The organism is Pseudonocardia sp. N23, from assembly GCF_002583555.1.
Classification (GTDB): Bacteria; Actinomycetota; Actinomycetes; order Mycobacteriales; family Pseudonocardiaceae; genus Pseudonocardia.
Genome location: NZ_BEGX01000057.1, coordinates 154,915 through 178,531, shown reverse-complemented (window position 1 = coordinate 178,531; position 23,617 = coordinate 154,915). Strand labels below are relative to the sequence as shown.

The window sequence follows — 23,617 nt, the reverse complement described above, 5'->3', positions numbered from 1 at the left end:
TCTGATGACCCGCAACCCGGTCCGCCGGCCGGGCACGCGGGAGCGACCGGGGTGGACCGAAATCCATGGGCGGGGAGGGTCTGGACGCCCGCGGACACGCTACCCGGGCGCACCGACACCCCGCCCGCCCTGCGACCGCCCCGCGGGCGGATCAGCCGGCGAGCCGGGCCGGGAAACCACCCGTCGCGATCGGGCCCCAGCGCGTGGGCGTGACCCTGATCAGCGCCTTCCCCTGCGCGGTCATCGCGGCGCGGTACTCGTCCCAGTCCGAGTGTTCGCCCGAGATCACACGGAAGTACTCGACGAGCGGTTCCACCGCGTCCGGCAGCGTCACCAGCTCGGCGTCGCCGTCGACCTGCACCCACGCGCCGTTGAACTCCTCCGACAACACCATCACCGACGCCCGGCCGGTCCGCGCGACGTTGACCGACTTCGCACGCTCCGGATAGGTGGCGACGACGAGCCGGCCCTGCCCGTCGACCCCGCCGGTCACCGGGGACAGCTGCGGTGACCCGTCGGCACGGGTCGTGACCAGCACGAACCGGTGGCGGGGGCGGACGAAGTCGAGGAGGCCGTCGAGGGCGACGCGGGTGTTCGTGGCGATCGTGCGCGGCATGCCCCGACCATAGGGGCTGCCCACGGTCTCCTGCCCACGGTCGGGCGGCCGCCGCGTCACGAGGTGATCGGCACCGCCGCGCCGGGTAGTGTTCGCGGCGATGAGCACCCTCTTCACGAAGATCATCGACGGCGAGCTGCCCGGCCGGTTCGTCTGGTCCGACGACACGTGCGTCGGCTTCCTGTCGATCAACCCGCTCGGGCCCGGCCACACCCTGGTCGTGCCGCGCGCGGAGGTCGACCACTGGGTCGACGCCCAGTCCGGCCTCATCGCCCACCTGACCGCGGTCTCACACGTCATCGGCAACGCGGTGCGGACGGTGTCGAACCCGCCGCGCGTCGGCCTGCTCGTCGCCGGGTTCGAGGTCCCGCACCTGCACGTGCACGTGTTCCCGGCCTGGGACATGGCGGCGTTCGACTTCGCCAACGCCGCGAAGACCGTCGACGACGCCGAACAGGACGCCCACGCCGACGCCCTGCGCGTGGCGCTGCGCGACGCCGGGCACGGCGCCCACGTCCCCGACGCCTGACGTGCAGCTGGTCCTCGTCCGGCACGCGCTGCCGCACCGCGTCCACTCCGACGGCAACGGCACTCCCGCCGACGCTGCCGACCCCGGGCTCACCGAGCTCGGTCACCGCCAGGCCGCGACGCTGGTCGAGGCACTCGGCGGCACGGTCGTCGACGGCCTCCACAGCAGCACCATGGCCCGCGCCGTCGAGACCATCGCGCCCCTGGCCGGCGCCCTCGGGCTGCAGCCGGCCCGCACCGCCGACCTCGCCGAGTACGACGTCGCCGACCCGCACTACGTCCCCGTCCACGAGATGGCCCGGCTCGACCCGGCGTCCTGGAACCGGCTGCGCGCGGGGCTGCTGCCCGAGCACGTCGACGTCGACGCCTTCCGCGCCCGCGCCGTCGCCGCCGTCGAGGCCGTCGTCGCCGCCCACCCCGGGCAGGGCACCGCGGTCGTCGTCGCGCACGCGGGCGTGCTCAACATCTATCTGGCGCACGTCCTGGGCATCGAGCGGCCGCTGCCGTTCCCGCTCGACTACGCCGGGATCACCCGGGTCGTCTGCGGCCGCGACGGGCGCCGCACCGTGCGCAGCGTCAACGAGATCGGGCACGTCGCCCCGCTGCTGGCGGAGGTCGGGGCGGCACCGGGCTGACAACGGCCCGCGCCGTCGCCGAGAGGGGTGACGTCCGGCACCCGACCGCAGCCCGGTGCTGACCTGGCGCGTTCGGCTGAATACGCTCGGTTGCGAAGATCGCCGGACCGGGTCGGGCCGGCAGTGTTCGGAGGTTCGTAGGGGAGGTCGCCGCGCGATGACGGGCCGGATCGGGGGTGACACCGGCGACGACAGTCGCGGCGCCGGTGAGGTCCCCGCGCCCCCCGTGGTCCCCTCGCCTGCCGTGGGTCCTGTGCCCGACGCAGACCCCCCGTCCGCCCCGGCCGGGCCGTCCCCCGAGGTTCCGCGTCGCTCCGTCTTCGCCGGCCGCGAGTTCCGCAGCCTGTGGGGCGCCGAGCTCGTCTCCGCGGTCGGCGACCAGCTCGCCCGGCTCGCCCTCGCCGTCCTCGTGTACGAGCAGACCGACTCGGCGAGCTGGTCCGCACTCGTCTACGCGCTCACGTTCCTGCCCGCCCTCGCCGGCGGAATCCTGCTCGGCGGCCTCGCCGACCGCTACCGCCGCCGCGAGCTCATGGTGACCGTCGACCTCGTCCGCACCGTGCTCGTCGCCCTCATGGCGCTGCCCGGGCTGCCGCTGACCGTCATGTGCGGGCTGCTCGTCGTCGTCGTGCTGCTCTCGTCCGTGCACAGCGCCGCCCAGGCCGCTCTGCTCCCACTCGCGCTGCCGGGGGAGATGTACGAACGCGGCCTCGCCGTCCGCCAGATCACCGGCCAGGCCGTGCAGCTCGGGGCCTTCGCCGGCGGCGGCCTGCTGCTCGTCGCCATCGCCCCACGGACCGCGCTGCTGGTCAACGCCGCGACCTTCCTCGTGTCCGCGCTCGTGCTGCGGGCGGGCGTGCCCGCCCGACCCGCACCCGAGCGCTCCGCCGACGCCGACCAGCGCCTGACGTCCGTCGTCCGCGACGGGGCCGAGGCCATCCGCGAGATCCTCGCCGACCCGGTCCGCCGCACCATGCTCGGGCTGGTGCTCCTCGTCGCCGTCTACATCGTTCCCGAGGCCATCGCCGCGCCCTACTCGGCCGCCGTCGAGAACACCCCCATCGGGACCGGCCTGCTCATGGCCGCCGACCCGGCGGGCAGCGTCGTCGGGGCCTACGTGTTCCAACGTTTCGTCCCCGCCCACGTGCGGACCCGCCTCATCGGCGTGCTGGCCGTCCTCGCGGGCGTGCCACTCCTGGCCTGCGCCCTGCACCCGGGCCTGTGGACGTCGGTCGCGCTGTGGGTCGTCTCCGGCGCGCTGTCGACGGCCTTCATGGTCCAGGCCCAGGCCCTCTTCGTGCGCGCCACACCCGATGCACGTCGGGGAAGCGTCGTCGGCGTCGCCGCGTCGTGCCTGATCGCCGCCCAGGGCCTCACGGTGTTCCTCGGCGGCGTGCTCGCCGACCACATCGGCCCGCCCGACACCGTTGCTGTCGCCGGTGCCGTCGGGATGGTCCTCGCGCTCGGCGGCGCGCTCGCGTGGCGTTCCGCCCAGGCCCGCTCCGGGAGCTGACGAGCCCGGCCCGGGACCGCCGACCGCTCGGTGACCTGTCGTCGGCGGGCCCGTCGTGGGCCCGCACCGTCCGTCCACAGTGGTGGGTGCTCGCGGCCTCCCGTGGCGTCGGGCGGTCGTCCTCGGAACGAGGGGCGGCGATCACTCGCTGTCGCCGCCCCAGAGTCTGCTGCCGGGTCACCGGCTCGTGCAGCGCATCAGCGCGTCTCTCCTCGTCGCCGGCCTGCGACGTCCCGCCGGGCACGGGACACGGTGTGGCCGGGGTCGTACGTGTGGTGGGGGCCGCGTCACCAGGACTTGTTGCGCACAGCGGCGTTCCTCTCGCGATCGTGCGTCGGTCGGGTCGGCGTCACGGGCGTGGTCACCAGGACTTGTTGCGCATCGGGCGGTCCTTCCTGCTCGGGCTGTCGGACGGGGGCGGGTCACCAGGACTTGTTGCGCATCGCGTGCTCCTCGGGCTCGTGCGGGTCGGTGGGGCGGGAAGGCGGTCACCAGCTCTTGTTGCGCATTGCGGCTCCTCTGTCGGCGGGGCTGAGGGGCTGTGGAGTCACCAGGACTTGTTGCGCACGCCGTGCTCCTCTCGGGTCGGGCCGTACCGGGGGCGGTCGTGGTCACCAGGACTTGTTGCTCACCGGAGCTCCTCGGGTCGTGGGGTGTGGGACGGGGCGGGTCACCAGCTCTTGTTGCGCACTGCGGCCCCTTCTGCCGGTCGGTCGGTCGGGTCGGGCGTCACCAGGACTTGTTGCGCAAGGGGTCCTCCTGATCGGTGGTGGTCATCGGTCGGAGTGGGTCACCAGCTCTTGTTGCTCACGGGTCCTCCTCGTCGGGTCGATGGGGCGGGGGCGGTCACCAGGACTTGTTGCGCACGTCGTGCTCCTCTCGGCTCGGGCGGTCGGGTGGAGGTGGGTCACCAGCTCTTGTTGCGCACTGCGGCTCCTTCGGTCGGACGGTCGGTCGGGTCGGGCGTCACCAGGACTTGTTGCTCACCGGGCTCCTCCGGTCGTCGGGTCAGCGGGGCTGTGGTCACCAGGACTTGTTGCTCATCGGGCGGTCCTTCCTGCTCGGGTGGTCGGGTCGTGGGCGGGTCACCAGGACTTGTTGCGCACGTCGTGCTCCTCTCGGCTCGGGTGGTCGGGTTGGCGGGTCACCAGCTCTTGTTGCGCATTACGGCTCCTTCGGTCGGTCGGTCGGTCGGGTGGCCGGGCGGTGGGTGTCACCAGGACTTGTTGCGCATCGGGCGGGTCCTTCCTGCTCGTTGGTCGGGTGACGGGCGGATCACCAGCTCTTGTTGCTCACGGGTCCTCCTCCTCGTGGTCCGGTCCGGTCCGGTCTGCGGTGGTGTCACCAGGACTTGTTGCTCACGTCGCGCTCCTTCCGGGTGGGTCCGTCGGGTGGGGGTGGGTCACCAGCTCTTGTTGCGCACTGCGAGCTCCTTCTGTCGGTGGAGGTCGGTCGGCTGTCGGTCGGGGTCACCAGGACTTGTTGCGCACTGCGTCCTCCTTCGGCTGTCGGTCGGGGTGGGCGTCGGCAGGTCTCACCAGCTCTTGTTGCGCACGGTCACTCCTCTGCCTGCGGCGGCCGCCCGCTCGTCGTGGTGTCGACGGGGTCGGACGCGGTACCCGGTCCGACGTCGACGACGGTCGGATCCGTTCGCGTTCACCAGCTCTTGTTGCGCACCGTGAACTCCCTCCGATGTGGATGCGGCGCAACGACATGACGAATTGCGGGCGGCTTGTTGCGCATGCACCTATTCCTCTTCCCGTTTCCGGAATGCGTGCTGAAATCGACGCGGCGCGCCGAGGCGGAGTCGTTCGTCGTGACGTTCCGGGTTCTGCGCGCGATGAATTCCGTGAGGCGACCGCAAAGGTGTTCCGGCGGTTGCCGTCGCCGCGCGCGGGCCGTCCGGCGCGTGGGGTCCGCGGAGCTCCGACCACGTCGGTGGGGCCTGCGAACCTGCGGGGACGGCAGGAACGGCGCGCTCGTCAGTGCCAGCTCTTGTTACGCACTGCGCACCTCCTCCCGTGTCCGAGCGTGGTCGACCACGCTCGGTGACCCCGGGCACGTTCTCATGTGCCGTTGGGCTCACTGCTCATGACAGCGGCTGCCGCGATCAACTATTCTCACGTCCGGTGACAGCCGGACGACTGAGAGTATGAATGAGTAGCGAACTGGGCGATGGAAGTACTCCGGACGGAGCATTTCCACGCCCGTGGCGAATCACTCGATGGGCCGTGTGGAACGTGCCTGCTCGAGTGATGCTGCCTGTATTCGTGGTCGAACTGACCGCACTCGCTCTCGTCGTTCTGAGTGCCACTGCTCCGGGTCTGTCCACGGGACGACTTCTCGACGCGGGCACGCTGATGTTGCTGGGCGTCCTGCACACCGAGATCGCGGTCCGTGCCGAACGGGTGCGACGACGCGTCACCGAGACCCCGCACGTCGACCTCAGCTCGGTCTGGACCTTCGCCGGCGCGGTGCTCCTGCCGCCGGTGCTCGCGACGGGTGTCGCGATAGTCGTCTTCACGCATCTGTGGTGGCGGGCGTGGCGGCCGCGGGTGCCGGTCTACCGGCAGGTGTTCAGCACGGCCACCGTCGTCCTGGCCTGTCTCGCGGCGGGTGCGGTCGTCGGCTACGTCGCCCCCGATCACGTGGCTACCGGCCTCGGCTCGGGTGCCGGCCCGTTCGCGCTGGTCCTGGCGCTGCTCGTGTACACGACGATCAACAGCGGGCTCATCGCCGGCGCGATCGCGGTCAGCTCGCCGAACCCCACGGTCACCACGGTGCTGGGGCACTGGGACGAGAACGCGCTCGAGCTGGCCACGCTGTGCCTGGGCGGGCTCACGGCGATCGTCCTCGCCATCAACCCCTGGTTGGTCGTGTTCGTACTGCCCGCGCTGCTGGTGCTGCACCGCGCGGTGCTGGTGCGGCAGCTGGAGGAGGCGGCCAGCACCGACGGGAAGACGGGGCTGCTCAACGCGGCGGCGTGGCATGCCTACGCCCAGCGTGAGGTGGGTCGCGCGGTCCGTCAGGGCGGGTCCGCCTCGCTGCTGATCCTCGACCTCGACCACTTCAAGTCGGTGAACGACCGGCACGGCCACCTCGCGGGCGACGAGGTGCTCTCGGCGGTGGCGGCGACGTTGCGCGACGAGGTGCGGGAGAACGACCTGGTCGGCCGGTTCGGCGGCGAGGAGTTCGTGATCCTGCTCCCGGGTGTCGACGACAGCGACTACGGCAGCGCGGAGCTGCGGCTGGTGGCCGACCGCATCCGGCGGCGCGTGGAGAGCCTGGCTATCCAGATGCCGACGCCGGACGGCCCGCTCACGATCAGCGGCCTCACCGTCTCGATCGGCGGCGCCGCGTACGGAACCGACGGCACCGACCTCACCCGCCTCATGGAGACGGCCGACTCGGCGTTGTACTCGGCCAAGCGCTCGGGTCGCAACCGCGTGCACGTCGGTCAGCACAGCCGCCCCGACCGGATGCCGGGCCGGACCGGCTCGGGTCCCGCCCTCACCGAGGCCGTGGGCGAGAGTGGCGAACCTCCCGTCGCCGGCTGACCTTCTGTACAGGCGTCGTCACCTGGTGTGACGTGTACGGACGGAATCCACCCCGTTGAGTGACCGACCTTCGACTGACAGTTCCGACCGGGGTCACTAGCCTCGTACCTCGTCGGCATCGAAGTGTCCGGGGGAGGCTCGATCGTGTTGGCGTCCTCGGCTCGCTGGGCACTCTGGTCGGAACCGCTCCGGGTGCGGGTGCTCGTCCTCACCGCGGAGCTCCTCGCGGTCGTGTTCGTGGCTGCGGGCTGGCTCGTCAACATGGGCCGCGACGGGGCGGGCATCGTCGCAGGCGACGTCGTCCTGGGTGCCTGGTTGCTGGTCCTGGGCACGGTGCACATCGAGGCCGCCACCGGCATCGAGCGGGTGCGCCGCCGGGTCGCGGCGACCGCCTACTTCGACCTCAGCTCCGTGTGGACGTTCGCCGCGGCGCTGCTGCTGCCGTTGCGGATCTCGGCGGCGGTGGTCGTCGTGCTGTACGCCCATCTGTGGCTGCGGGTGTGGAAGCCGGCGGGTGTGCCGCTGTACCGCCTCGTCTACACGGCCGCCACCGTCGTGCTCGCGGCCCAGGCGGCCCACGCGGTGGTCGCTCCGGTTCGCGACGGCGGTGCCGGGGAGGGGCTGCCGGCACTGGGCTGGGTCGCGCTGGCCGCGGTGGCGTACCTCCTGGTCAACAACGTGCTGGTCGCGGCGGCGATGGCGCTGGGCGGCGGTCGGCCGTCCGCGCGCGAGCTCGTCGGCGGTGTGGACGACCACGTCCTGGAGCTGGCGACGCTGTGCCTGGGGGTGATGGTCGCCCTGGCGCTCACGGCCGACCGGTGGACGGCGGCGCTGGCGCTGGCCCCGCTGCTGGTGCTGCAGCGCGCGGTGCAGGTCCGACAGCTCGAGGAGGCGGCGACAACCGACCAGAAGACCGGCCTGCTCAACGTCGCGGCGTGGCGGGCGGAGGCGAACCACCAGCTCGGCCGGGTCCGCCGTACGAACGGCTCGGCCGCGGTGCTCATCGCCGACCTCGACCACTTCAAGGCCGTCAACGACACCCACGGGCACCTGGTGGGCGACGCGGTGCTGGCAGCGGTGGCGGCCGAGCTGCGGGCCGAGGTCCGGCAGGACGACCTGGTGGCGCGCTTCGGCGGTGAGGAGTTCGTCGTCCTGCTGCCCGATCTGCCGGGGACGGGGGCTGGACGTCGTGAGGTGCTCGCCGTCGCCGACCGGGTCCGGCGCCGGGTGGAGCGGCTCGGGGTACCGGTGACGACGTCGGCGGGCCCGCTCGTCGTCGACGGTCTGACGATCTCGATCGGCGGCGCGACCTTCCCTGCCGACGGGCAGGACCTGGAGACGGTGCTGGCCGCGGCCGACGTGGCGCTCTACGCGGCGAAGGACGCGGGCCGCAACACGGTCCGGGTCACGGCCGCACCGCTCGTCCCGCAGGCACGCACCGCCCAGGACTGAGCGGGCCCGCGCCACCCGTCGGAACGCCGCCGGGTGGCCGTCGGCGCACTCGGCTGCCGCACGGCGATCGTCCGTGTGCCACTCGTCGAGAGAGGGCGCCGGGGGCGTGGACGCGCCGGGTCGGATGATCCCCACGACCGTATGGTGGAGGAGTGAGCCTGTTGCGTTCCCTCCATGGTCCGCGTGACCTCCGCCGGCTCGGCCCGGCCGAGCTGGCCGAGCTCGCGGCCGAGATCCGCCGGTTCCTCGTCACGTCCGTCTCGCGCACGGGGGGCCATCTCGGCCCCAACCTCGGCGTCATCGAGCTGACGATCGCGTTGCACCGCGTCTTCGACTCGCCGCACGACACCCTGATCTGGGACACGGGCCATCAGGCCTACGTCCACAAGCTGCTCACCGGCCGCCAGGACGGCTGGGACCGGCTGAAGATGACGGGCGGGCTGTCGGGTTACCCGAACCGCGACGAGAGCGAGCACGACGTGGTGGAGAACAGCCACGCGTCGACGTCGCTGTCGTGGGCCGACGGGCTCGCGCGCGCGTACGCGCTCAAGGGGGAGAACCGGCACGTCGTCGCCGTCATCGGCGACGGGGCGCTCACCGGCGGCATGGCCTGGGAGGCGTTGAACAACATCGCCGCGGCGCCGGACCGCAACGTGGTCGTCGTGGTCAACGACAACGGCCGGTCGTACTCGCCGACGATCGGGGGTCTGGCCGACCGGCTGGCGTCGCTGCGGCTGCAGCCCGGCTACGAGCGGGTGCTCGACGCGGGCAAGCATGCGCTGCGCGGTACCCCGGTGGTCGGTCCCGCGATCTACGCCGGCCTGCACGCCCTCAAGGCCGGGGTGAAGGACGCGATCAGCCCGCAGGAGCTGTTCTCCGACCTGGGCCTGAAGTACTTCGGTCCGATCGACGGGCACGACGTGGCAGCGATGGAGTCGGCGCTGCAGCGCGCCCGCCGCTTCGGCGGGCCGGTGATCGTGCACGCGGTGACGCGCAAGGGCAACGGCTACCTGCCCGCGGAGAACGACGCGGCCGAGCAGATGCACAGCCCGTCGGCGTTCGACCCGGCCACCGGCCTGCCGACCGGGCCGAAGACCCAGGGCTGGACGAGCGTGTTCTCCGAGGAGATGGTCGCCCTCGGTGCGCTCCGGCCCGACGTCGTGGCGATCACGGCGGCGATGCTGGGCCCGGTGGGGCTCGCGAAGTTCGCCGAGACCTACCCGGAGCGCTGCATCGACGTCGGCATCGCCGAGCAGCATGCGCTGACGTCGGCGGCGGGGCTCGCGCGGGGTGGCCTGCACCCGGTCGTCGCCCTGTACTCGACGTTCCTCAACCGGGCGTTCGACCAGCTCATGTTCGACGTGGCGCTGCACGAGCAGGCGGTCACGCTGGTCCTCGACCGGGCGGGCGTGACGGGCAGCGACGGGCCGTCGCACAACGGGATGTGGGACCTGTCGATCCTGGGCGTCGTCCCGGGCATGCGGGTGGCCGCGCCCCGCGATGCGGGGACGCTGCGCGAGGAGCTGGCCGAGGCCGTCGCCGTCGAGGACGGCCCGACGGCACTGCGGTTCCCCAAGGGCGCGGTCGTCGAGTCGGTACCGGCGGTGCGCCGTATCGGTGGACACGGCATCGGCGCGGTCGACGTGCTGGTCGAGCCTGCCTCCGGTGCCGAGGCGCCGACGGTCCTGCTGGCGTGCGTCGGCGCGTTCGCCGAGCTCGGGGTGGCGGCGGCGGAACGGTTGGCACACCAGGGGATCGGCGTCACCGTCGTCGACCCGCGCTGGGTGCTGCCGGTGCCGCAGGCGATGGTCGAGCTCGCGGCGGCGCATCAGCTCGTCGTCACGGTGTCGGACTGTGGCCGCCACGGCGGGTTCGGCTCTGCGCTGTCGGACCTGTTGCGCGCCGACGAGGTCGACGTCCCGAGCCGCGACATCGCGCTGCCGCAGGCGTTCCTCGACCACGGCAGCCGCGCCGACCTGCTCTCGGCCGTGGGCCTCACCGCGCAGGACGTGGCCCGCCGTGTCACCGAGTGGGCGTCGGCGCTGCCGGGCTGCCGCGTCGTCGAGGGTGCGGTCGACGGCGGCATGCTCCAGGCGCCGGTCTCGCCCGAGGAGCGGACCGCGGGGGAGTCCGAGGACCGGGCCCGCTGATGCGCGTTCTGGTCGTGGAGGACGAGCGCCCGCTCGCGGAGGCGGTGGCCCGCGGACTACGCCGCGAGGGCATGGCGGTCGACGTCGCCTACGACGGCGTGGAGGGTCAGGAGAAGGTCGGCATCACCCGCTACGACGTGGTGCTGCTCGACCGCGACCTGCCGTCGATGTCGGGCGACGAGCTGTGCGCCGAGATCGTCGCGTCGGCGGCGACGACACGGGTGCTGATGCTCACGGCAAGTGGGTCGGTGGCCGACAAGGTCGACGGCCTGTCCCTCGGCGCGGACGACTACCTGGCCAAGCCCTTCGACTTCCCGGAGCTCGTGGCACGGGTCCGGGCCCTCGGCCGGCGGGCCACCCCGGCCACCCCGCCGCTGCTCGTCGCGGGTGACGTCTCGCTCGACCCGGCGCGCCGGACGGTGCGCCGTGCCGCCGAGCCGGTCGAGCTGACGCGCAAGGAGTTCGGCGTCCTCGAGGTGCTGATGGGGGCCGGCGGGGCCGTGGTGTCGAGCGAGGAGCTGCTGGAGCGGGTCTGGGACGAGAACGCCGACCCGTTCACCACGACGGTGCGGGTCACCGTCATGACGCTGCGCAAGAAGCTGGGCGATCCGGGCGTGATCGAGACCGTCGTCGGCGCCGGGTACCGCGTTCCGGCGGCAGGCTGACCGGGCGGACATGGCCACGCCCGGCACGCCGGGGCCGCCGGGCACCCCTGTCGCCCGGCGGCCGGGACCTGGGCTGCGCCCGCGGCTGACCGTGCTGGCGACCGTCCTCGTCGCCCTGGTCAGCGTGCTGCTGCTGTGGCTGGGGTGGCTGCTCGTCGGCCGGGTCGCGGAGAGCGCCGTGCCGGCGTTCCCGGCGGGCGGGACGGTCCGCGTCGGTGGGGTCGAGGTCGACGCCGGTCATGTGGGGGCGGCGGTCGGTGAGGCGGCGCGGGCGGAGGTGCTGCGCGCCGGGCTGATCGCGTTCCCGCTGGTGGTGATCGCGGCCGCGGTGGTGTCGTGGGTGCTGGTCGGGCGCGTGCTCGCACCACTGCACGCGGTGACGGCCACGGCGCGGCGGCTGTCGGCGGAGTCGCTCGACGAGCGGATCGCGCTGCGCGACGCCCGCGGCGAGGTCGCGGAGCTGGCCGAGGTGTTCGACGCGATGCTCGACCGGCTGCAGGCGGCGTTCGACGGGCAGCGCCGGTTCGTCGCCAACGCGAGCCACGAGCTGCGGACCCCGCTGGCCGTCCTGCGCACGGAGGTCGACGTGACGTTGGCCGACCCGGACGCCGACGTCACGGAGCTGCGCCGGATGGCCGGGGTCGTCCGCGACGCAACCCGTCGGGCCGACGAGCTGGTCGGGGCGTTGCTGCTGCTGGCCCGCACCCAGGCGGTCGAGCACGTGGACGGCGACGCGGTCGACCTCGGCGAGCTGGCCGCGTCCGGGGTGGCGGCGGTCTCGGGGGACGCGGCGGCGCGCGGCCTGCGGTTCGCGGTGACCACGGGGCCCGCGCACATCGCGGGCGACCCGGTCCTGCTCGCCCGCGTCACCGGCAACCTGCTGGAGAACGCGGTGCGCCACAACGTGTCCGGCGGTTGGGTCGAGGTGTCGACGGCGCTCGTCGACGGCGGCGTGGAGTTGCGCGTCGCGTCGAGCGGCCCGGTGATCGCGCCGGACCGGGTGGCGGAGCTGTTCGAGCCGTTCCGCCGCGGCCCGCGGGAACGGACGGGCGACACCCCGGGCAGCGGTCTGGGGCTGTCGATCGTCCGGGCGGTGGTGCTCGCGCACGGGGGCGCCGTCCGCGGTGACGCCGTGCCGGGCGGCGGGCTGGCGGTGACGGTGCGGTTGCCTGCGCCGACGCGCGTCCCGCGTCGCTGACAGTGTCGTCCCAGCCGGTGTCGTCCCAGCCGGTGTCGTCCCAGCCGGTGTCGTCCCTGCCGGTTCCGACGGCGGGTCCGCGAAGGGGTCAGGCGCGGGCGGTGACCGCCGTCTCGAGCAGCGACGTGGTCAGCTCGACCTGCCACGGCCGCGCACCGCCGGCGGTGAGGGCGGTACGGACGTCGCCGTCCGCGGGCGGGGCCCAGCAGATGCGGCGCAGCAGATCGGGCAGCAGCAGGTTCTCGACGGGGATCGTCCACTCCTCGCTGAGCGTGGCGAGCGCGGCGCGCGCCGCGGAGAGCCGGGCCGCCGCCTCGGGGTCGCGGTCGGACCAGCGTGCCACCGGCGGCGGACCGTCGCCGGGAACGGTCGACCGGGGCAGCTCGTCGCCGGGGAGCTTCGCCGCCTCGTCGACCGCGGCGAACCAGTACGACGTGAGCCGCCGCTGCGAGCGCCCACGGAACACCGGGAGCGCCGCCAGCGCACCCGGTGAGGTGGGCGCGACGACGGCGGCCTCGACGATCGCCGAGTCGGGCAGGACCCGACCCGGCGCGATGTCGCGTTCGGCGGCGAGCTTGTCGCGCGCCTCCCACAGCGCGCGTACCGCGGCGAGTGACCGGGGCTTGCGCACCTTGTGGATCCCGGACGTGCGCCGCCACGGCTCCGCACGCGGAGCCGGTGGGGGAGCGGTGCGCACGGCCTCGAACTCCTGCTCGGCGAACCCGAGCTTGCCCTGGTCGGCGAGCATCCCGGCGAGCAGGTCACGCAGCTCGACGAGCACCTCGACGTCCAGGGCCGCATACACGAGCCAGTCCTCGGGGAGCGGTCGTCGGGACCAGTCGGCGGCCCCGTGGCCCTTCTCGAGTGCCAGTCCGAGCAGCTGTTCGACCATCGGCCCGAGCCCGACGCGGGGGAGACCGGCGAGCCGGCCCGCGAGCTCGGTGTCGAACAGCGACGTCGGGAGGAGCCCGACCTCGGCCAGACACGCCAGATCCTGCGATGCCGCGTGCAGCACCCACTCCGGACCGGTCAGCGCGGGAGCGAGAGCCGACAGGTCCGATCCCAGTGGGATCGGGTCGACCAGCGCCGATCCCGCGCCTTCCCGGCGCAGCTGCACCAGGTAGGCCCGTTGCGAGTAGCGGAAGCCCGAGGCCCGCTCGGCGTCGACCGCGATCGGGCCGGAGCCCGCCGCGAAGTCCGCCGCGATGCGCTCCAGCGCCTGCGCGTCGGCCACCACGTCGGGCAGGCCGTCGGCAGGACGCAGCAGGGGCACGGGTCCGTCGGGGTGACCTTCTCCGCCGGTCGTGCCGTCCACCCCATGGCGTGGGGGAGCGCTGGGTTGGTTCGTCGTCAGCGGATGACTCCCGCACGCATCGCGAGCGCCACCATCTGCGCCCGGTCACCCGTGCCGAGCTTGCGCCCGATGCGCGACAGGTGGCTCTTGACGGTCAGCGCCGACAGGCTCAGCGCTTCGCCGATCTCCTTGTTCGACTGGCCGTCCGCGACGAGCTGGAGCACCTCCACCTCACGGGCCGAGAGCTCCCGCGGGGTGTTGTCGGTCCCGGGGACGCGCGTGCCCGTGGCGAGGAGCGGTGCCACCGTCGGGTCGGCGTAGACGCCGCCGTCGAGCACACGCTTCACGCCGTCGGTCACGACGGCCGGGGAGGCCGACTTGAGGAGGTATGCCTGGGCACCGGCCTGGAAGGCCGAGCGGACGGCGTACGGGTCGTCGGACGACGCGAGCACGACGAGCCGGTTCCAGCCCAGCGCGCGCAGTTCGGTGACGAGATCGAGCCCGCTTCCGTCGGGCAGTCCGAGATCGAGGATCGCGAGGTCGCACGGTCCGTGCGCCTGCGCTCGGGCACGGGCTTCGGCCACCGAGGCGGCCTCGTGCACCGTTCCTGCCCCCATCGAGCGCAGTCGCGCGGCGATCGCCTCGCGAAGGAGCGGGTGGTCATCGACCACCAGCACCGAGAAAAGCTCTTCCCGCGGGTGCGGGACCATGGAAGGCGACAGCACAGCTCCCGTGGAACTGCGCAGTGGTGCGCCCTGGCCCACAACGGCCACGTTCATACCTCCCTGGAGTCGGTCGTTGCCCCCCGACCGGCACCAGAACCCCGGACCGACGGAGAGTTGCGCCCGACCGCCCGAGGAGGTGTCGTGGAGGAAGCGTAGCCCCCCAAGCGGTCTAACGTCGTGTATCCGATCGAACTTCTCCGGGTGAAAGTTACAGCGTTGTCGCGCCGCGTACACCCGTTCGGGTGATCAACTCTCTGTCACCGATCGACTCCTCGGCATGTAATCCCTGGTGAGCACGCGCTTATACCGTTCGGCGCGCGAGTTTCGGCACGCCGACCGGCGGGAGCCCCGCGGCCGTCGCGACGAGCGTTGCGAATGCCTCGGCGTGTCGGGTGAGCGTGTCGGGCTCGTCCACGGGGGTCCAGGAGGCTCTCAGCTCGACGTCGTCGTCACGACGAGGGCCGGCGATGTCACCGAACCGCACCGACGACGTCTGCGTCACCGTCCCGCCCAGTGCCGTGTGCGTGGCGCCGCACCCGTCGAGCGACTCGGTCAGCCAGGACCACGCGATCACCGGGAGCATCTCGTCGCCGAGCTGCTCGCGCTCCAGCCGCGCCTGGACGAAGCAGACGAGCCGGAAGGCGCCGTCCCACTTGTCCTGGCCCGCCGGGTCGTGCAGGAGGATGAGCCGGCCGGAGGTGTCGGGCTCGTCGAGGTCGTCGAGTCCGTCGCCGCGGTGGCCGACGTCGGCCTCGACGCTGTACGCCCATGAGAACGGTGCCAGCCGGGGCGGTGCGTCGAGCGGCCGGACGACGAGCTCGGGTCGCGGCCGGTACGACTGCAGCGACGCGACCGCGCGGCGGAACTGTGGTGGTGTGGCGGTCGTATCGGGCACGAGCGGGGACTCTAGGTCGCGGCCCCGTCGGCCCGGGTCAGGCGCGCCGGTATCCGATCGGGGGACCTGCCGCGACCTGTGGGATCATCGTCTCCGATGGCTGCCCTCACCGAACTCGAGCACACCGGTGCCGCCCGCCGCGAGCTGGACTCCGCCCCGTTCCTGGTGGCCGCGCGCGGTGGCCGGCCGTCACGGCTGCCGGTGTGGTTCATGCGCCAGGCCGGGCGTTCGCTGCCGGAGTACCGCGCCCTGCGCGCCGGTACCGGCATGATCCAGGCCTGCCTCGATCCCGAGCTCACCTGCGAGATCACCGTGCAGCCGGTCCGCCGTCACGGCGTCGACGCGGCCATCCTCTTCAGCGACATCGTCGTGCCGCTCTACCTGTCGGGCATCGGCGTCGACATCGTGGCCGGTGTCGGGCCCGTCGTCGCCCGGCCCGTGCGGACCGCCGCCGACGTCGAGGCGCTGCCGACACTGCACCCCGAGCAGGTCACCCCGGTCACCGACGCGATCCGGCTGCTGCTCGGCGCACTCGGCGAGACCCCCCTCATCGGATTCGCGGGGGCGCCGTTCACCCTCGCCTCCTATCTCGTCGAGGGCGGCCCCAGCCGCAACCACGAGAAGACGAAAGCGCTCATGCACAGCGCCCCGGAGGTCTGGCACGCGCTCCTCGCCCGCCTCGCCGAGTCGACCTCGGTGTTCCTGCGGGCGCAGATCGCCGCCGGTGTCGACGCGGTCCAGCTGTTCGACTCCTGGGCGGGTGCGCTGTCCGAGCGCGACTACCGCTCCTACGTCGCGCCGCACTCGGCCGCGGTCCTCGGACCGCTGGCCGCGGCGGGCATCCCGCGCATCCACTTCGGCGTCGGTACCGGTGAGCTGCTCGGCGCGATGTCCGAGGTCACCGACGTCATCGGTGTCGACTGGCGGATCCCGCTCGACGAGGCCGCCCGCCGCGCCGGCGGCACCCACCCCGTGCAGGGCAACCTCGATCCGGCTGTGCTGTTCGCCGACGCCGCGTCCATCGAGGCCGAGGTCCGGCGTATCGCCGGCGAGGGCCGGTCCGCCCCCGGCCACGTGTTCAACCTCGGCCACGGGGTCCTCCCCGAGACCGACCCCGACGTCGTCACGCGCGTCGTCGACCTGGTCCACACGCTGCCCGTCCGGTGACGTCCCCGGCCGCTGCCCCCACGATCGCGCCCACGATCGCGGTGGTCGGGGCCGGGATCTCCGGGCTGGCCGCCGCCCACCGGTTGCGCACCCTGCTCGGCGATGCCGCCCGGATCGTCGTCTGCGAGCGGGCCGCCCGCACCGGCGGCGTCCTGCACACCGTCGACCTCGGCGGGGTCGCCGTCGACGTCGGCGCCGAGGCCTTCCTCGCACGCCGTCCCGAGGTCCCCGCCCTGCTGGCCGAGCTCGGGCTCACCGGCCGCGTCGTCCACCCCACCCGGGCGGCCGCGTCGATCCGCGCAGGCGCCCGGACCGGGCCGCTGCCGACCGGGACGCTGCTCGGGGTGCCGACGCGCGCCGCCCACCTCGGCGACGTCCTGTCCGCCGAGGGGCTCGCCGCCGTCGCCGCCGAACCCGGACTGCCCCTGGACTGGGAGGTGGGCGGCGACGTGGCGCTCGGTGGGCTGCTGCGCGCCCGGTTCGGCCCCGAGATCGCCGACCGCGTCGCCGACCCGCTCCTCGGCGGTGTCTACGCCGGCCGCGTCGACGCTCTCGGCCTGCGAGCCACCATTCCCGCGCTCGCCGCCGCCCTGGATGCCGGCGCACCGTCGGTCACCGAGGCCGCCTCCGGGATCACCGGCCCCGCCACCGCCGGGCCGGTCTTCGGCGCCCTCGACGGCGGCTACGACGTCCTGCTCGACGCGCTGACCGCCGCCGCCCACCCCGAACTGCGGCTCGACACCACCGTCCGGTTGCTGGAGCGGACGGGCACCGGGTGGCGTCTCACCCTGGGTCCCGTGCCGGAGCCCGAGCACCTCGACGTCGACGCCGTCCTCCTCGCCGTGCCCGCCCCCGCGGTACGCAGGCTCCTCGCCGACGGCGTCCCCGCCGCCGCGGCCGCCGCCGGGCGCATCGAGCTGGCCTCGTCGGTCGTCGTCGCGCTGGCCTACCGCGCCGCCGACACCGCGGCCCTGCCCGCCACCTCAGGTGTGCTCGTCGCCGCCGACGAGCCGCTCTCGATCAAGGCCGCCACCCACACCTCGGTCAAGTGGGGGCATCTCGCCCCGGCCACCACCGACGGCCTCGTCCGGCTGCGCGCCTCCCTCGGCCGGTTCGGGGAGGCCGAGACACTGCAGGTAGACGACGCAGCGCTCGTCGCCATGGTCCGGGCCGACCTCGCCACCCTGCACGGCATCACCGCCGCACCCGCTGCCGTGCACGTCCAGCGCTGGGGCGGCGGGCTGCCGCAGTACGCCGTCGGGCACGTCGACACCGTCGCCGCGATCGAGGCCGCCGTCGCCGCGCACCCCGGGCTCGCCGTCGCCGGGTCGGCGCTGCACGGGGTCGGGGTCCCGGCCTGCGTCGGCACCGCCCGTGCCGCAGCGGAACGCATCGTCGCGGCGCTCGCCAGCACTGACCACGTTTCCCGCCGCTGATCCCCGCCGGGTCCGTGGCCCCGCCCACGTGCCGGGTCCGGCGGCGGGCCGGCTCAGTAGACTCGGGCTCATGGCACGCCTGGACTACGCGCAGCTCAACGACACGATCCGCTACACCATGTGGTCGGTGTTCCGCGTCGAGGCCGGCAAGCTGGGCGAGGACCGCACCGCCGTCGCCACGCAGGCCGCGGAGTTCGTCGAGGCGCTCGACGGCAAGGGCGTCGTCGTCCGCGGCGTGTACGACCTCGCGGGCCTGCGCGCCGACGCCGACTACATGGTCTGGTGGCACGCCGAGACCGTCGAGGCCCTGCAGGCCGCGTACGCCGACCTGCGCCGCAGCACCGCGCTCGGGCGCGCCTCGGTCCCGGTGTGGAGCCAGGTCGCGCTGCACCGCCCCGCCGAGTTCAACAAGAGCCACATCCCGGCCTTCCTCGCCGGTGAGGACGCTCGCCGCTACGTCTGCGTCTACCCGTTCGTCCGGTCGCTGGACTGGTACCTGCTGCCCGACGACGAGCGTCGCAAGATGCTCGCCGACCACGGCAAGGAGGCCCGCGACTTCCCGGACGTGCGCGCCAACACGGTCCCGGCCTTCGCGCTCGGCGACTACGAGTGGATCCTCGCCTTCGAGGCCGACGAGCTTCACCGCATCGTCGACCTGATGCGTCACCTGCGCGCCACCGAGGCCCGCCGCCACGTCCGCGAGGAGATTCCGTTCTACACGGGCCCGCGCGTCGAGATCGGCGATCTGGTCAGCACCCTGCCCTGACCCCGACGCGGCGCGTCCTGCGACAAGCTCGCGACCGCGCCGAGCTCGACGTGAGACTGGTTCGATCATGGCCGACCCCAGTCCGATGTCGCGCTCGGCGCGAGTCTCATGTGTGGGTCCGGCGTCAGGCTCACGCCGAACTCGGCGTCGGGGGTGGCCGCGTCGGTCAGGCGGGGTCGGGCTCGAGCGTCATCGAGATGCTGTTGATGCAGTACCGGAGGTCGGTCGGCGTCGCGTAGCCCTCGCCCTCGAAGACGTGGCCGAGGTGGCTGTGGCAGTTGGCACACAGCACCTCGATGCGGCGCATCCCCATGCTGGAGTCGACGCGCTCGATCACGGCGGCGGAGTCCTTCGGGCTGAAGAACGACGGCCACCCGCAGTGCGACTCGAACTTCGTCTCGCTGCGGAAGAGCTCGGCCCCGCAGGCCCGGCAGTGGTAGACGCCGACGGTCTTGGTGTCGGTGTACTCGCCGGTGAAGGGCCGTTCGGTGCCCGCCTGCCGCAGTACCTGGTACTCGGCGGGGGAGAGCTCGGCGCGCCACTCCTCGTCGGACTTCGCGACGGGAGCCTCGTCGAGCTCGGTGTCGGTGCTGGACTCCTGGCCACGGCTGAACAGACCCATGCGTCCACGCTAACCCTTCGTGCAACCCGGCGGAGGATCACGGGCGAAGGCTCACCGGGCCATGATCGTGAGGACCGCGGTGAGGATCGTCGAGGCCACGTACACCACGCCCGCGAGCAGCAGCAGGACGACGAGCACGGCTGCCCACCGCCGGCCGCCTTCCGCGCGGTTGGCGGCGTCGGCGAAGTCGCCGACCCCGGTGAGCGAGGCCTCGACGGTGAAGGACGGTTCGCGGCGCATCCGGTCGAGGTGGGCGGCGAAGGCCTGCGCCTCGGGTTCGCCGGGGTCGAGGCCGAGCAGCTCGTCGTCGAACATGTGTGATCCAGGGCCCGGGTCGGGCTGGTCGGGATCGCACACGGCCATCGTCCGAGGGTAGCGGCCCACCCCGTCGGGGCCGGGACGGCGACGTGGCGGCGCGATGACGGTAGCGTCGCGCCCATGGCGGCCAAGACCGTGGTGCAGCTGACCGTGCCGGGGCCCGAGGGCGACCGGGAGGTGCGGCTGTCGAGCCCGGACAAGGTCTACTTCCCGGAGCGGGGCATCACGAAGCGCCAGGTGGTGGAGTACTACCTGGCCGTCGCCGAGCCGATGACGCGGGTACTGATGAACCGGCCGACGAACCTCAAACGCTTCCCCGACGGCGTCGACGGTGAGCCGTTCTTCGCCAAGCGGCTGCCCAAGGGGGCGCCGCCGTGGGTGCGGACGGCGCAGGTGACGTTCCCGAGCGGGCGCAAGGCCGACACGCTGGCGCCGTCGGAGCCTGCGGTGATCGCGTGGGCGGCCAACCTGGGCACCCTGGACTTCCACCCGTGGCCGGTCCGGGCCGCCGACACCGACCGTCCCGACGAGCTGCGCATCGACCTCGACCCGCAGCCCGGCACCGACTTCTCCGACGCGGTCGCCGTCGCGGCGGTGCTGCACGAGGTGCTCGACGAGGCGGGCCTGGTGGGCTGGCCGAAGACGTCGGGCGGGCGCGGCGTCCACGTGTTCGCCCGGATCCGGCCGCAGTGGTCGTTCATCGAGGTGCGCCGCGCGGTGATCGCGATCGCCCGCCGGGTGTGCGAGCGCATCCCGGAGCAGGCGACGGTCGACTGGTGGAAGGAGGAGCGCGGCGAGCGCGTCTTCCTCGACTACAACCAGGCCGCGCGGGACCGGACGATCGCGTCGGCGTGGTCGGTGCGGGGGCTGCCGCGGGCGACGGTGTCGATGCCGGTGACGTGGGAGACGCTGCCGACGGTGGCGCCGGAGGACTTCGACGTGCTCACCGTGCCGGCCCTGCTGGAGCGGGACGGGGACGCGCACGCGGGGATGGACGACGCGGTCGGGGGGATCGAGTCGGCGCTGGAGTGGTTCGCCGCCGACGAGCGCGACCGCGGTCTCGGTGAGCTCCCGTACCCGCCGGAGTACCCGAAGATGCCGGGCGAACCGATGCGGGTGCAGCCCTCACGGGCGCGGGCGGGGAAGGACGCCGGGGCCTGACCCGGGCGGTCGTTCCTGTGCGTCGGCTGTGTTCTGGCGCAAGGGGTTCCCCGGATCGGGGAGGGTTGCGGGGCAGAGTAGTTTGCTACCCCATGTAGTCGGCTGAACACGATGCCGAACCGGACCCTCGAGGGGAGAATTATGAGTCTCGTTGCGGTGCTTGCCGAGATGCCCGATCTGCTGGAGCGCACGATCAGTGAGCACGCTCCCGATCACCTCGGTCAGTGCCGTGAGTGCCGGGACTCGTCGGGTGTGTCGGCGCCGTGGCCCTGCGTGATGCGCGAGATGGCCGACGAGGCGAGTGACATCCGCCGTGGCGGACTGCCCGGCACCTACGGCGGCCGGCACCGCCCGCTGCGCTCGGTCCGCGCCTGAGCGGACGGGCCCCGGCCCGGTGGGGCTCAGGGCGGGCACACCGTGTCGGCCTGTGGCATCTCACCCTGCACCAGCATCCGGTCGACGACCCCGGCGACGCACGGGGTCCGCGGGTAGCTCCCGGTGCCGGTGCCCTGCCACGTCACCAGCCGCGCGGTCGCGAGCGCGCCGGCGGCCCGGCGGACCGACTCGGCGCCGACCCGCGGGTCGTGCGCGGCACCCAGCGCGAGGATCGGCGGCGCGCCGGGGACGGGCCCGGGGTCGGGCAGCCCGGCTCCGGCGGGCCAGGGCGCGCAGGCCAGCAGCTGCGTCGCGAGCGGCGCCCCGAACATCGGGTATGCGCCGCCCCAGCGCTGGACGAGCCCCGTCACATCGGGCGGGGTGAGCCGGCGGTTGGTGTCGTTGCAGGCCGTCGCGAGCGCCGAGTCGAACCGGCCTTCGCGGCCGAGGACGGGCGCGAGCAGGGCGAGCATGGCGTCGGGGACCCCGCGGTCGGCGTCGGCGAGCGCCGAGGTCAGGGCGGGCCAGGAGCGGGGTTCACCGACCGTCGCGAACAGGGCGGTGACTGCGACACCCGCGGTGAGCCGGCGCCCGTCGGCCGCCGCGACCGGCTGGGTGCGCAGCCGCTGGAGCAGCCCGGTGACAGTGGCCCGTGGGTCGGCGCCCAGAGCGCACGAGCCACTGGCGGCGCAGGAGGCGGCGAACGCGTCGAACGACTGTTCCGCGCCCGCCGCCCGGGCCTCGGTGACGTCGGGCTCGGCGGCGGCGGGGTCGGGCGGCCCGTCGAGGACCAGCCGGCCCACGTTCGTGGGGTGGGCGCTGGCCCAGAGCGTCAGTGCGGTCGCGCCGTCGCCGATGCCGACGGCCGAGAGCTGTTCGACGCCCAGGTCCTCGCGGAGCCGTTCGACGTCGGCGGCCGTGGAAGCGGTCGAGTAGGCGGTGAGGGCGTCGGGCTCGGTGAGGTAGCAGTCCTGCACGACCGAGCGGGCGTCCTCCAGGACGGACGCGAGGACCCGGTCGGTCGCGGCGCCGGGGGCGGTGGTGTCACCGTCGAGGATGCCGAGGCGGGCGTCCTCGGGGGAGCAGTCCAGCAGGTCGGAGCCGGCACCGCGACGGTCGAGGCCGACGACCTGGTAGCCGGCGAGCACCGCGGCCGAGACCTGGGTGGCGAGCGTGGCTCCGTGGCGGGCCGAGGGGGCGGTGGCGCTGTCGCCGAGGACGAGCAGCGGTGGCCGGTCCCGGGGAGCGTCGGCGGCAGAGGTGACGACGACGCCGACCCGGCTGGTGCCGCGGCCGCGCCGGCTGGGGTCGGTCGGGACGTCGATGTCGCCGCACTGGACGCGCAGCGCGACCCCGCCCGCCTGGGCCGGGTTGCCCAGTGCGGCCAGGGTGTCGGCGGTGCAGTCGGTGAGCCGGATCGTCGGGCGCATCGGGCCGGGCCGGGGGAGTGCGGGTGGGGCCGTGGTCGCCGTCGGCGGTGGGGGTGGTGCCATCCCGTCACCGCCGACGACGGCGACCGGCGGGCGTTGCGACGGGCCGACCGCGCACGCGGTGGTCAGGGCGACCAGCGCAACTGCCGAGACCGCACCTGCGACGCGGGCGCGTCGCCGAAGACCTGACACGCGCCGGTTCTCCCCTCACCGTGGATGCGTGTGTCAGCTTTGCCGACGGCCGGTGTGACGACGGTGAGCACGCGTGCTCAGCGCACCCGCGGCCCCTCGGTGCTGTCGGTCTCGATGCGGACGGCGACGGGCAGCACGCGGCCGCCGAAGGCGTCGGTCGCCGCGGCCAGTACCTCGTCGGGGATGCGCCGGCACACCTCGGCGACGTCGGCGTCCTCGGCGAGCCAGACGGTCAGGCGCAGTGCCGGGTCGCGCTCGTCGCCGACCATGCGGGCCCGCGCCCGGGAGATGCCGGGCAGGCTGCGTGCCTGGCCGGCGACGGCGTCGGCGACCGCGGCGGAGGTGACGACGACGGAGGTGCCGGCGCCGGCGTCGACGGAGAGGTCGGGCCGGCGTTCGGGGGCGAGGGCGCGGACCGCCCACACCAGGCCGAGGACGACGAGAAGGACACCGACGACGATCGCCACGATGCGCGAGACCATGGGCTGGGACCGCAGGGCGTCGACGATCATCGGGTCGAGCAGTGGCCGCTCGGCGCGGCCGCTGCCGAACACCCCGAACGCGAGCAGTGCGGTCCCGGCGCCGGCGAGCAGGGCGAGCAGCCCGATGAGGCCGACGACGCGGCGCTCACGTCCGGCGGAGCGTGCGACGGCGCGACGGGACCGGCGGCCGGCCCGCGGGTCGGGCACGGCCGCGGTGGCGGTGGTGAGGTCGGTCGTGGCGCTCATCGCGGACCACCCAGGGTGCGGACGAGGACGGCGACGCGGGGCCGGGTCTGCAGCGGCAGGTCGTCGAGAAGTGACTCGACGTCGGCGCGGACGCTGTCGGCGAGGCGGGGCGTGCCGGCGGGCGTGGCCGTGAGGTCGACAGTTGTGGGGTCGGCAGCTGCGGGGTCGACAGCGGTGGGATCGGCGGCTGCCGG

At 73.7% G+C, this 23,617-nt stretch carries 22 protein-coding genes; 13 read left to right on the top strand and 9 right to left on the bottom strand.

Annotation, left to right across the window (positions count from 1 at the left end; genetic code table 11):
• Positions 1–151: 151 nt before the first annotated feature.
• A complete protein-coding gene (locus tag TOK_RS17610) occupies positions 152–616 on the bottom strand; it encodes a PPOX class F420-dependent oxidoreductase (protein WP_098958958.1) in 465 nt (154 codons plus the stop codon).
• Positions 617–716: 100 nt separating this feature from the next.
• Here TOK_RS17610 and TOK_RS17605 point away from each other — a divergent pair, with 100 nt between their 5' ends.
• The 8 genes from TOK_RS17605 to TOK_RS17570 all read left to right on the top strand — a co-directional run bounded on the left by TOK_RS17605 (position 717) and on the right by TOK_RS17570 (position 12,314).
• Positions 717–1,145 (top strand): HIT family protein, encoded by a 429-nt coding sequence (locus TOK_RS17605; RefSeq protein WP_098959081.1) that lies wholly within the window; start codon positions 717–719, stop codon positions 1,143–1,145.
• A gap of 1 nt (position 1,146) precedes the next feature.
• Positions 1,147–1,779 carry a histidine phosphatase family protein gene (locus TOK_RS17600; RefSeq protein ID WP_098958957.1) on the top strand — a complete coding sequence of 211 codons (633 nt, stop codon included), beginning with the start codon at positions 1,147–1,149 and terminating at the stop codon, positions 1,777–1,779.
• Between the two features lie 253 nt (positions 1,780–2,032).
• On the top strand, positions 2,033–3,292 hold the full coding sequence (locus TOK_RS17595) for an MFS transporter (protein ID WP_172457619.1): 1,260 nt from the start codon (positions 2,033–2,035) through the stop codon (positions 3,290–3,292).
• Between the two features lie 2,270 nt (positions 3,293–5,562).
• A complete protein-coding gene (locus tag TOK_RS17590) occupies positions 5,563–6,849 on the top strand; it encodes a GGDEF domain-containing protein (RefSeq protein ID WP_172457618.1) in 1,287 nt (428 codons plus the stop codon).
• Positions 6,850–6,993: 144 nt separating this feature from the next.
• Complete coding sequence (locus tag TOK_RS17585; RefSeq protein ID WP_141566432.1) at positions 6,994–8,301, top strand: GGDEF domain-containing protein; 1,308 nt, start codon at positions 6,994–6,996, stop codon at positions 8,299–8,301.
• Positions 8,302–8,453: 152 nt separating this feature from the next.
• Entirely contained in the window at positions 8,454–10,451 is a 1,998-nt protein-coding gene (dxs, locus tag TOK_RS17580; RefSeq protein ID WP_098958953.1) for a 1-deoxy-D-xylulose-5-phosphate synthase, read from the top strand.
• Positions 10,451–11,116 carry a response regulator transcription factor gene (locus tag TOK_RS17575; protein ID WP_098958952.1) on the top strand — a complete coding sequence of 222 codons (666 nt, stop codon included), beginning with the start codon at positions 10,451–10,453 and terminating at the stop codon, positions 11,114–11,116. Before dxs ends, TOK_RS17575 begins: the two co-directional genes overlap by 1 nt.
• Before the next feature lie 10 nt (positions 11,117–11,126).
• Complete coding sequence (locus TOK_RS17570; protein WP_098958951.1) at positions 11,127–12,314, top strand: cell wall metabolism sensor histidine kinase WalK; 1,188 nt, start codon at positions 11,127–11,129, stop codon at positions 12,312–12,314.
• Positions 12,315–12,402: 88 nt separating this feature from the next.
• On the opposite strand, the gene TOK_RS17565 is transcribed toward TOK_RS17570, so the two are convergent.
• The 3 genes from TOK_RS17565 to TOK_RS17555 all read right to left on the bottom strand — a co-directional run bounded on the left by TOK_RS17565 (position 12,403) and on the right by TOK_RS17555 (position 15,228).
• Positions 12,403–13,629 carry a ribonuclease D gene (locus TOK_RS17565; RefSeq protein WP_098958950.1) on the bottom strand — a complete coding sequence of 409 codons (1,227 nt, stop codon included), beginning with the start codon at positions 13,627–13,629 and terminating at the stop codon, positions 12,403–12,405.
• 35 nt (positions 13,630–13,664) lie between these two features.
• On the bottom strand, positions 13,665–14,318 hold the full coding sequence (locus TOK_RS17560) for a response regulator transcription factor (protein ID WP_098958949.1): 654 nt from the start codon (positions 14,316–14,318) through the stop codon (positions 13,665–13,667).
• Between the two features lie 316 nt (positions 14,319–14,634).
• Complete coding sequence (locus TOK_RS17555; RefSeq protein WP_098958948.1) at positions 14,635–15,228, bottom strand: DUF3000 domain-containing protein; 594 nt, start codon at positions 15,226–15,228, stop codon at positions 14,635–14,637.
• Between the two features lie 96 nt (positions 15,229–15,324).
• Between TOK_RS17555 and hemE the strand changes: the two genes are divergently transcribed.
• The 3 genes from hemE (at position 15,325) to hemQ (ending at position 18,597) form a co-directional block, all read left to right on the top strand.
• On the top strand, positions 15,325–16,395 hold the full coding sequence (hemE, locus tag TOK_RS17550) for a uroporphyrinogen decarboxylase (protein WP_098958947.1): 1,071 nt from the start codon (positions 15,325–15,327) through the stop codon (positions 16,393–16,395).
• Positions 16,392–17,831: a protoporphyrinogen oxidase gene (gene hemG, locus TOK_RS17545; protein WP_098958946.1), complete on the top strand. Its 1,440-nt coding sequence runs from the start codon at positions 16,392–16,394 to the stop codon at positions 17,829–17,831. The genes hemE and hemG overlap by 4 nt, the downstream gene beginning before the upstream one ends.
• Positions 17,832–17,901: 70 nt before the next feature.
• Positions 17,902–18,597 carry a hydrogen peroxide-dependent heme synthase gene (gene hemQ / locus TOK_RS17540; protein ID WP_098958945.1) on the top strand — a complete coding sequence of 232 codons (696 nt, stop codon included), beginning with the start codon at positions 17,902–17,904 and terminating at the stop codon, positions 18,595–18,597.
• A 166-nt stretch (positions 18,598–18,763) separates the two neighbouring features.
• Here the strand turns inward: hemQ and msrB are convergent, their stop codons facing one another.
• On the bottom strand, positions 18,764–19,219 hold the full coding sequence (msrB, locus tag TOK_RS17535) for a peptide-methionine (R)-S-oxide reductase MsrB (RefSeq protein ID WP_098958944.1): 456 nt from the start codon (positions 19,217–19,219) through the stop codon (positions 18,764–18,766).
• A gap of 51 nt (positions 19,220–19,270) precedes the next feature.
• On the bottom strand, positions 19,271–19,582 hold the full coding sequence (locus tag TOK_RS17530) for a hypothetical protein (RefSeq protein WP_098959080.1): 312 nt from the start codon (positions 19,580–19,582) through the stop codon (positions 19,271–19,273).
• A gap of 75 nt (positions 19,583–19,657) precedes the next feature.
• Between TOK_RS17530 and ligD the strand changes: the two genes are divergently transcribed.
• Together ligD and TOK_RS17520 are read left to right on the top strand one after the other, a co-directional pair.
• Positions 19,658–20,698, top strand: coding sequence for a non-homologous end-joining DNA ligase (gene ligD, locus TOK_RS17525; RefSeq protein ID WP_098958943.1), 1,041 nt, complete (start codon positions 19,658–19,660; stop codon positions 20,696–20,698).
• Positions 20,699–20,839: 141 nt separating this feature from the next.
• Entirely contained in the window at positions 20,840–21,073 is a 234-nt protein-coding gene (locus TOK_RS17520; protein WP_098958942.1) for a hypothetical protein, read from the top strand.
• A 26-nt stretch (positions 21,074–21,099) separates the two neighbouring features.
• Here TOK_RS17520 and TOK_RS17515 read toward each other — a convergent pair whose 3' ends face one another.
• The 3 genes from TOK_RS17515 to TOK_RS32700 form a co-directional block, all read right to left on the bottom strand.
• Positions 21,100–22,695: an alpha/beta hydrolase gene (locus TOK_RS17515; RefSeq protein WP_098958941.1), complete on the bottom strand. Its 1,596-nt coding sequence runs from the start codon at positions 22,693–22,695 to the stop codon at positions 21,100–21,102.
• A gap of 77 nt (positions 22,696–22,772) precedes the next feature.
• On the bottom strand, positions 22,773–23,423 hold the full coding sequence (locus TOK_RS17510) for an alkaline shock response membrane anchor protein AmaP (RefSeq protein ID WP_098958940.1): 651 nt from the start codon (positions 23,421–23,423) through the stop codon (positions 22,773–22,775).
• Positions 23,420–23,617 (bottom strand): hypothetical protein (locus TOK_RS32700; RefSeq protein ID WP_216361993.1); only part of this gene is annotated, 198 nt, incomplete at its 5' end. The genes TOK_RS32700 and TOK_RS17510, both read right to left, overlap by 4 nt.

What these genes read in the sequence shown, in the direction of transcription:
- TOK_RS17610 (WP_098958958.1), bottom strand. Translation starts at nt 616, where the DNA reads ATGCCGCGCACGATCGCCACGAACACCCGCGTCGCCCTCGACGGCCTC.
- TOK_RS17605 (WP_098959081.1), top strand. Translation starts at nt 717, where the DNA reads ATGAGCACCCTCTTCACGAAGATCATCGACGGCGAGCTGCCCGGCCGG.
- TOK_RS17575 (WP_098958952.1), top strand. Translation starts at nt 10,451, where the DNA reads ATGCGCGTTCTGGTCGTGGAGGACGAGCGCCCGCTCGCGGAGGCGGTG.
- TOK_RS17570 (WP_098958951.1), top strand. Translation starts at nt 11,127, where the DNA reads ATGGCCACGCCCGGCACGCCGGGGCCGCCGGGCACCCCTGTCGCCCGG.
- TOK_RS17560 (WP_098958949.1), bottom strand. Translation starts at nt 14,318, where the DNA reads ATGGTCCCGCACCCGCGGGAAGAGCTTTTCTCGGTGCTGGTGGTCGAT.
- hemE (WP_098958947.1), top strand. Translation starts at nt 15,325, where the DNA reads ATGGCTGCCCTCACCGAACTCGAGCACACCGGTGCCGCCCGCCGCGAG.
- hemQ (WP_098958945.1), top strand. Translation starts at nt 17,902, where the DNA reads ATGGCACGCCTGGACTACGCGCAGCTCAACGACACGATCCGCTACACC.
- msrB (WP_098958944.1), bottom strand. Translation starts at nt 19,219, where the DNA reads ATGGGTCTGTTCAGCCGTGGCCAGGAGTCCAGCACCGACACCGAGCTC.
- TOK_RS17530 (WP_098959080.1), bottom strand. Translation starts at nt 19,582, where the DNA reads ATGGCCGTGTGCGATCCCGACCAGCCCGACCCGGGCCCTGGATCACAC.
- ligD (WP_098958943.1), top strand. Translation starts at nt 19,658, where the DNA reads ATGGCGGCCAAGACCGTGGTGCAGCTGACCGTGCCGGGGCCCGAGGGC.
- TOK_RS17520 (WP_098958942.1), top strand. Translation starts at nt 20,840, where the DNA reads ATGAGTCTCGTTGCGGTGCTTGCCGAGATGCCCGATCTGCTGGAGCGC.
- TOK_RS17510 (WP_098958940.1), bottom strand. Translation starts at nt 23,423, where the DNA reads ATGAGCGCCACGACCGACCTCACCACCGCCACCGCGGCCGTGCCCGAC.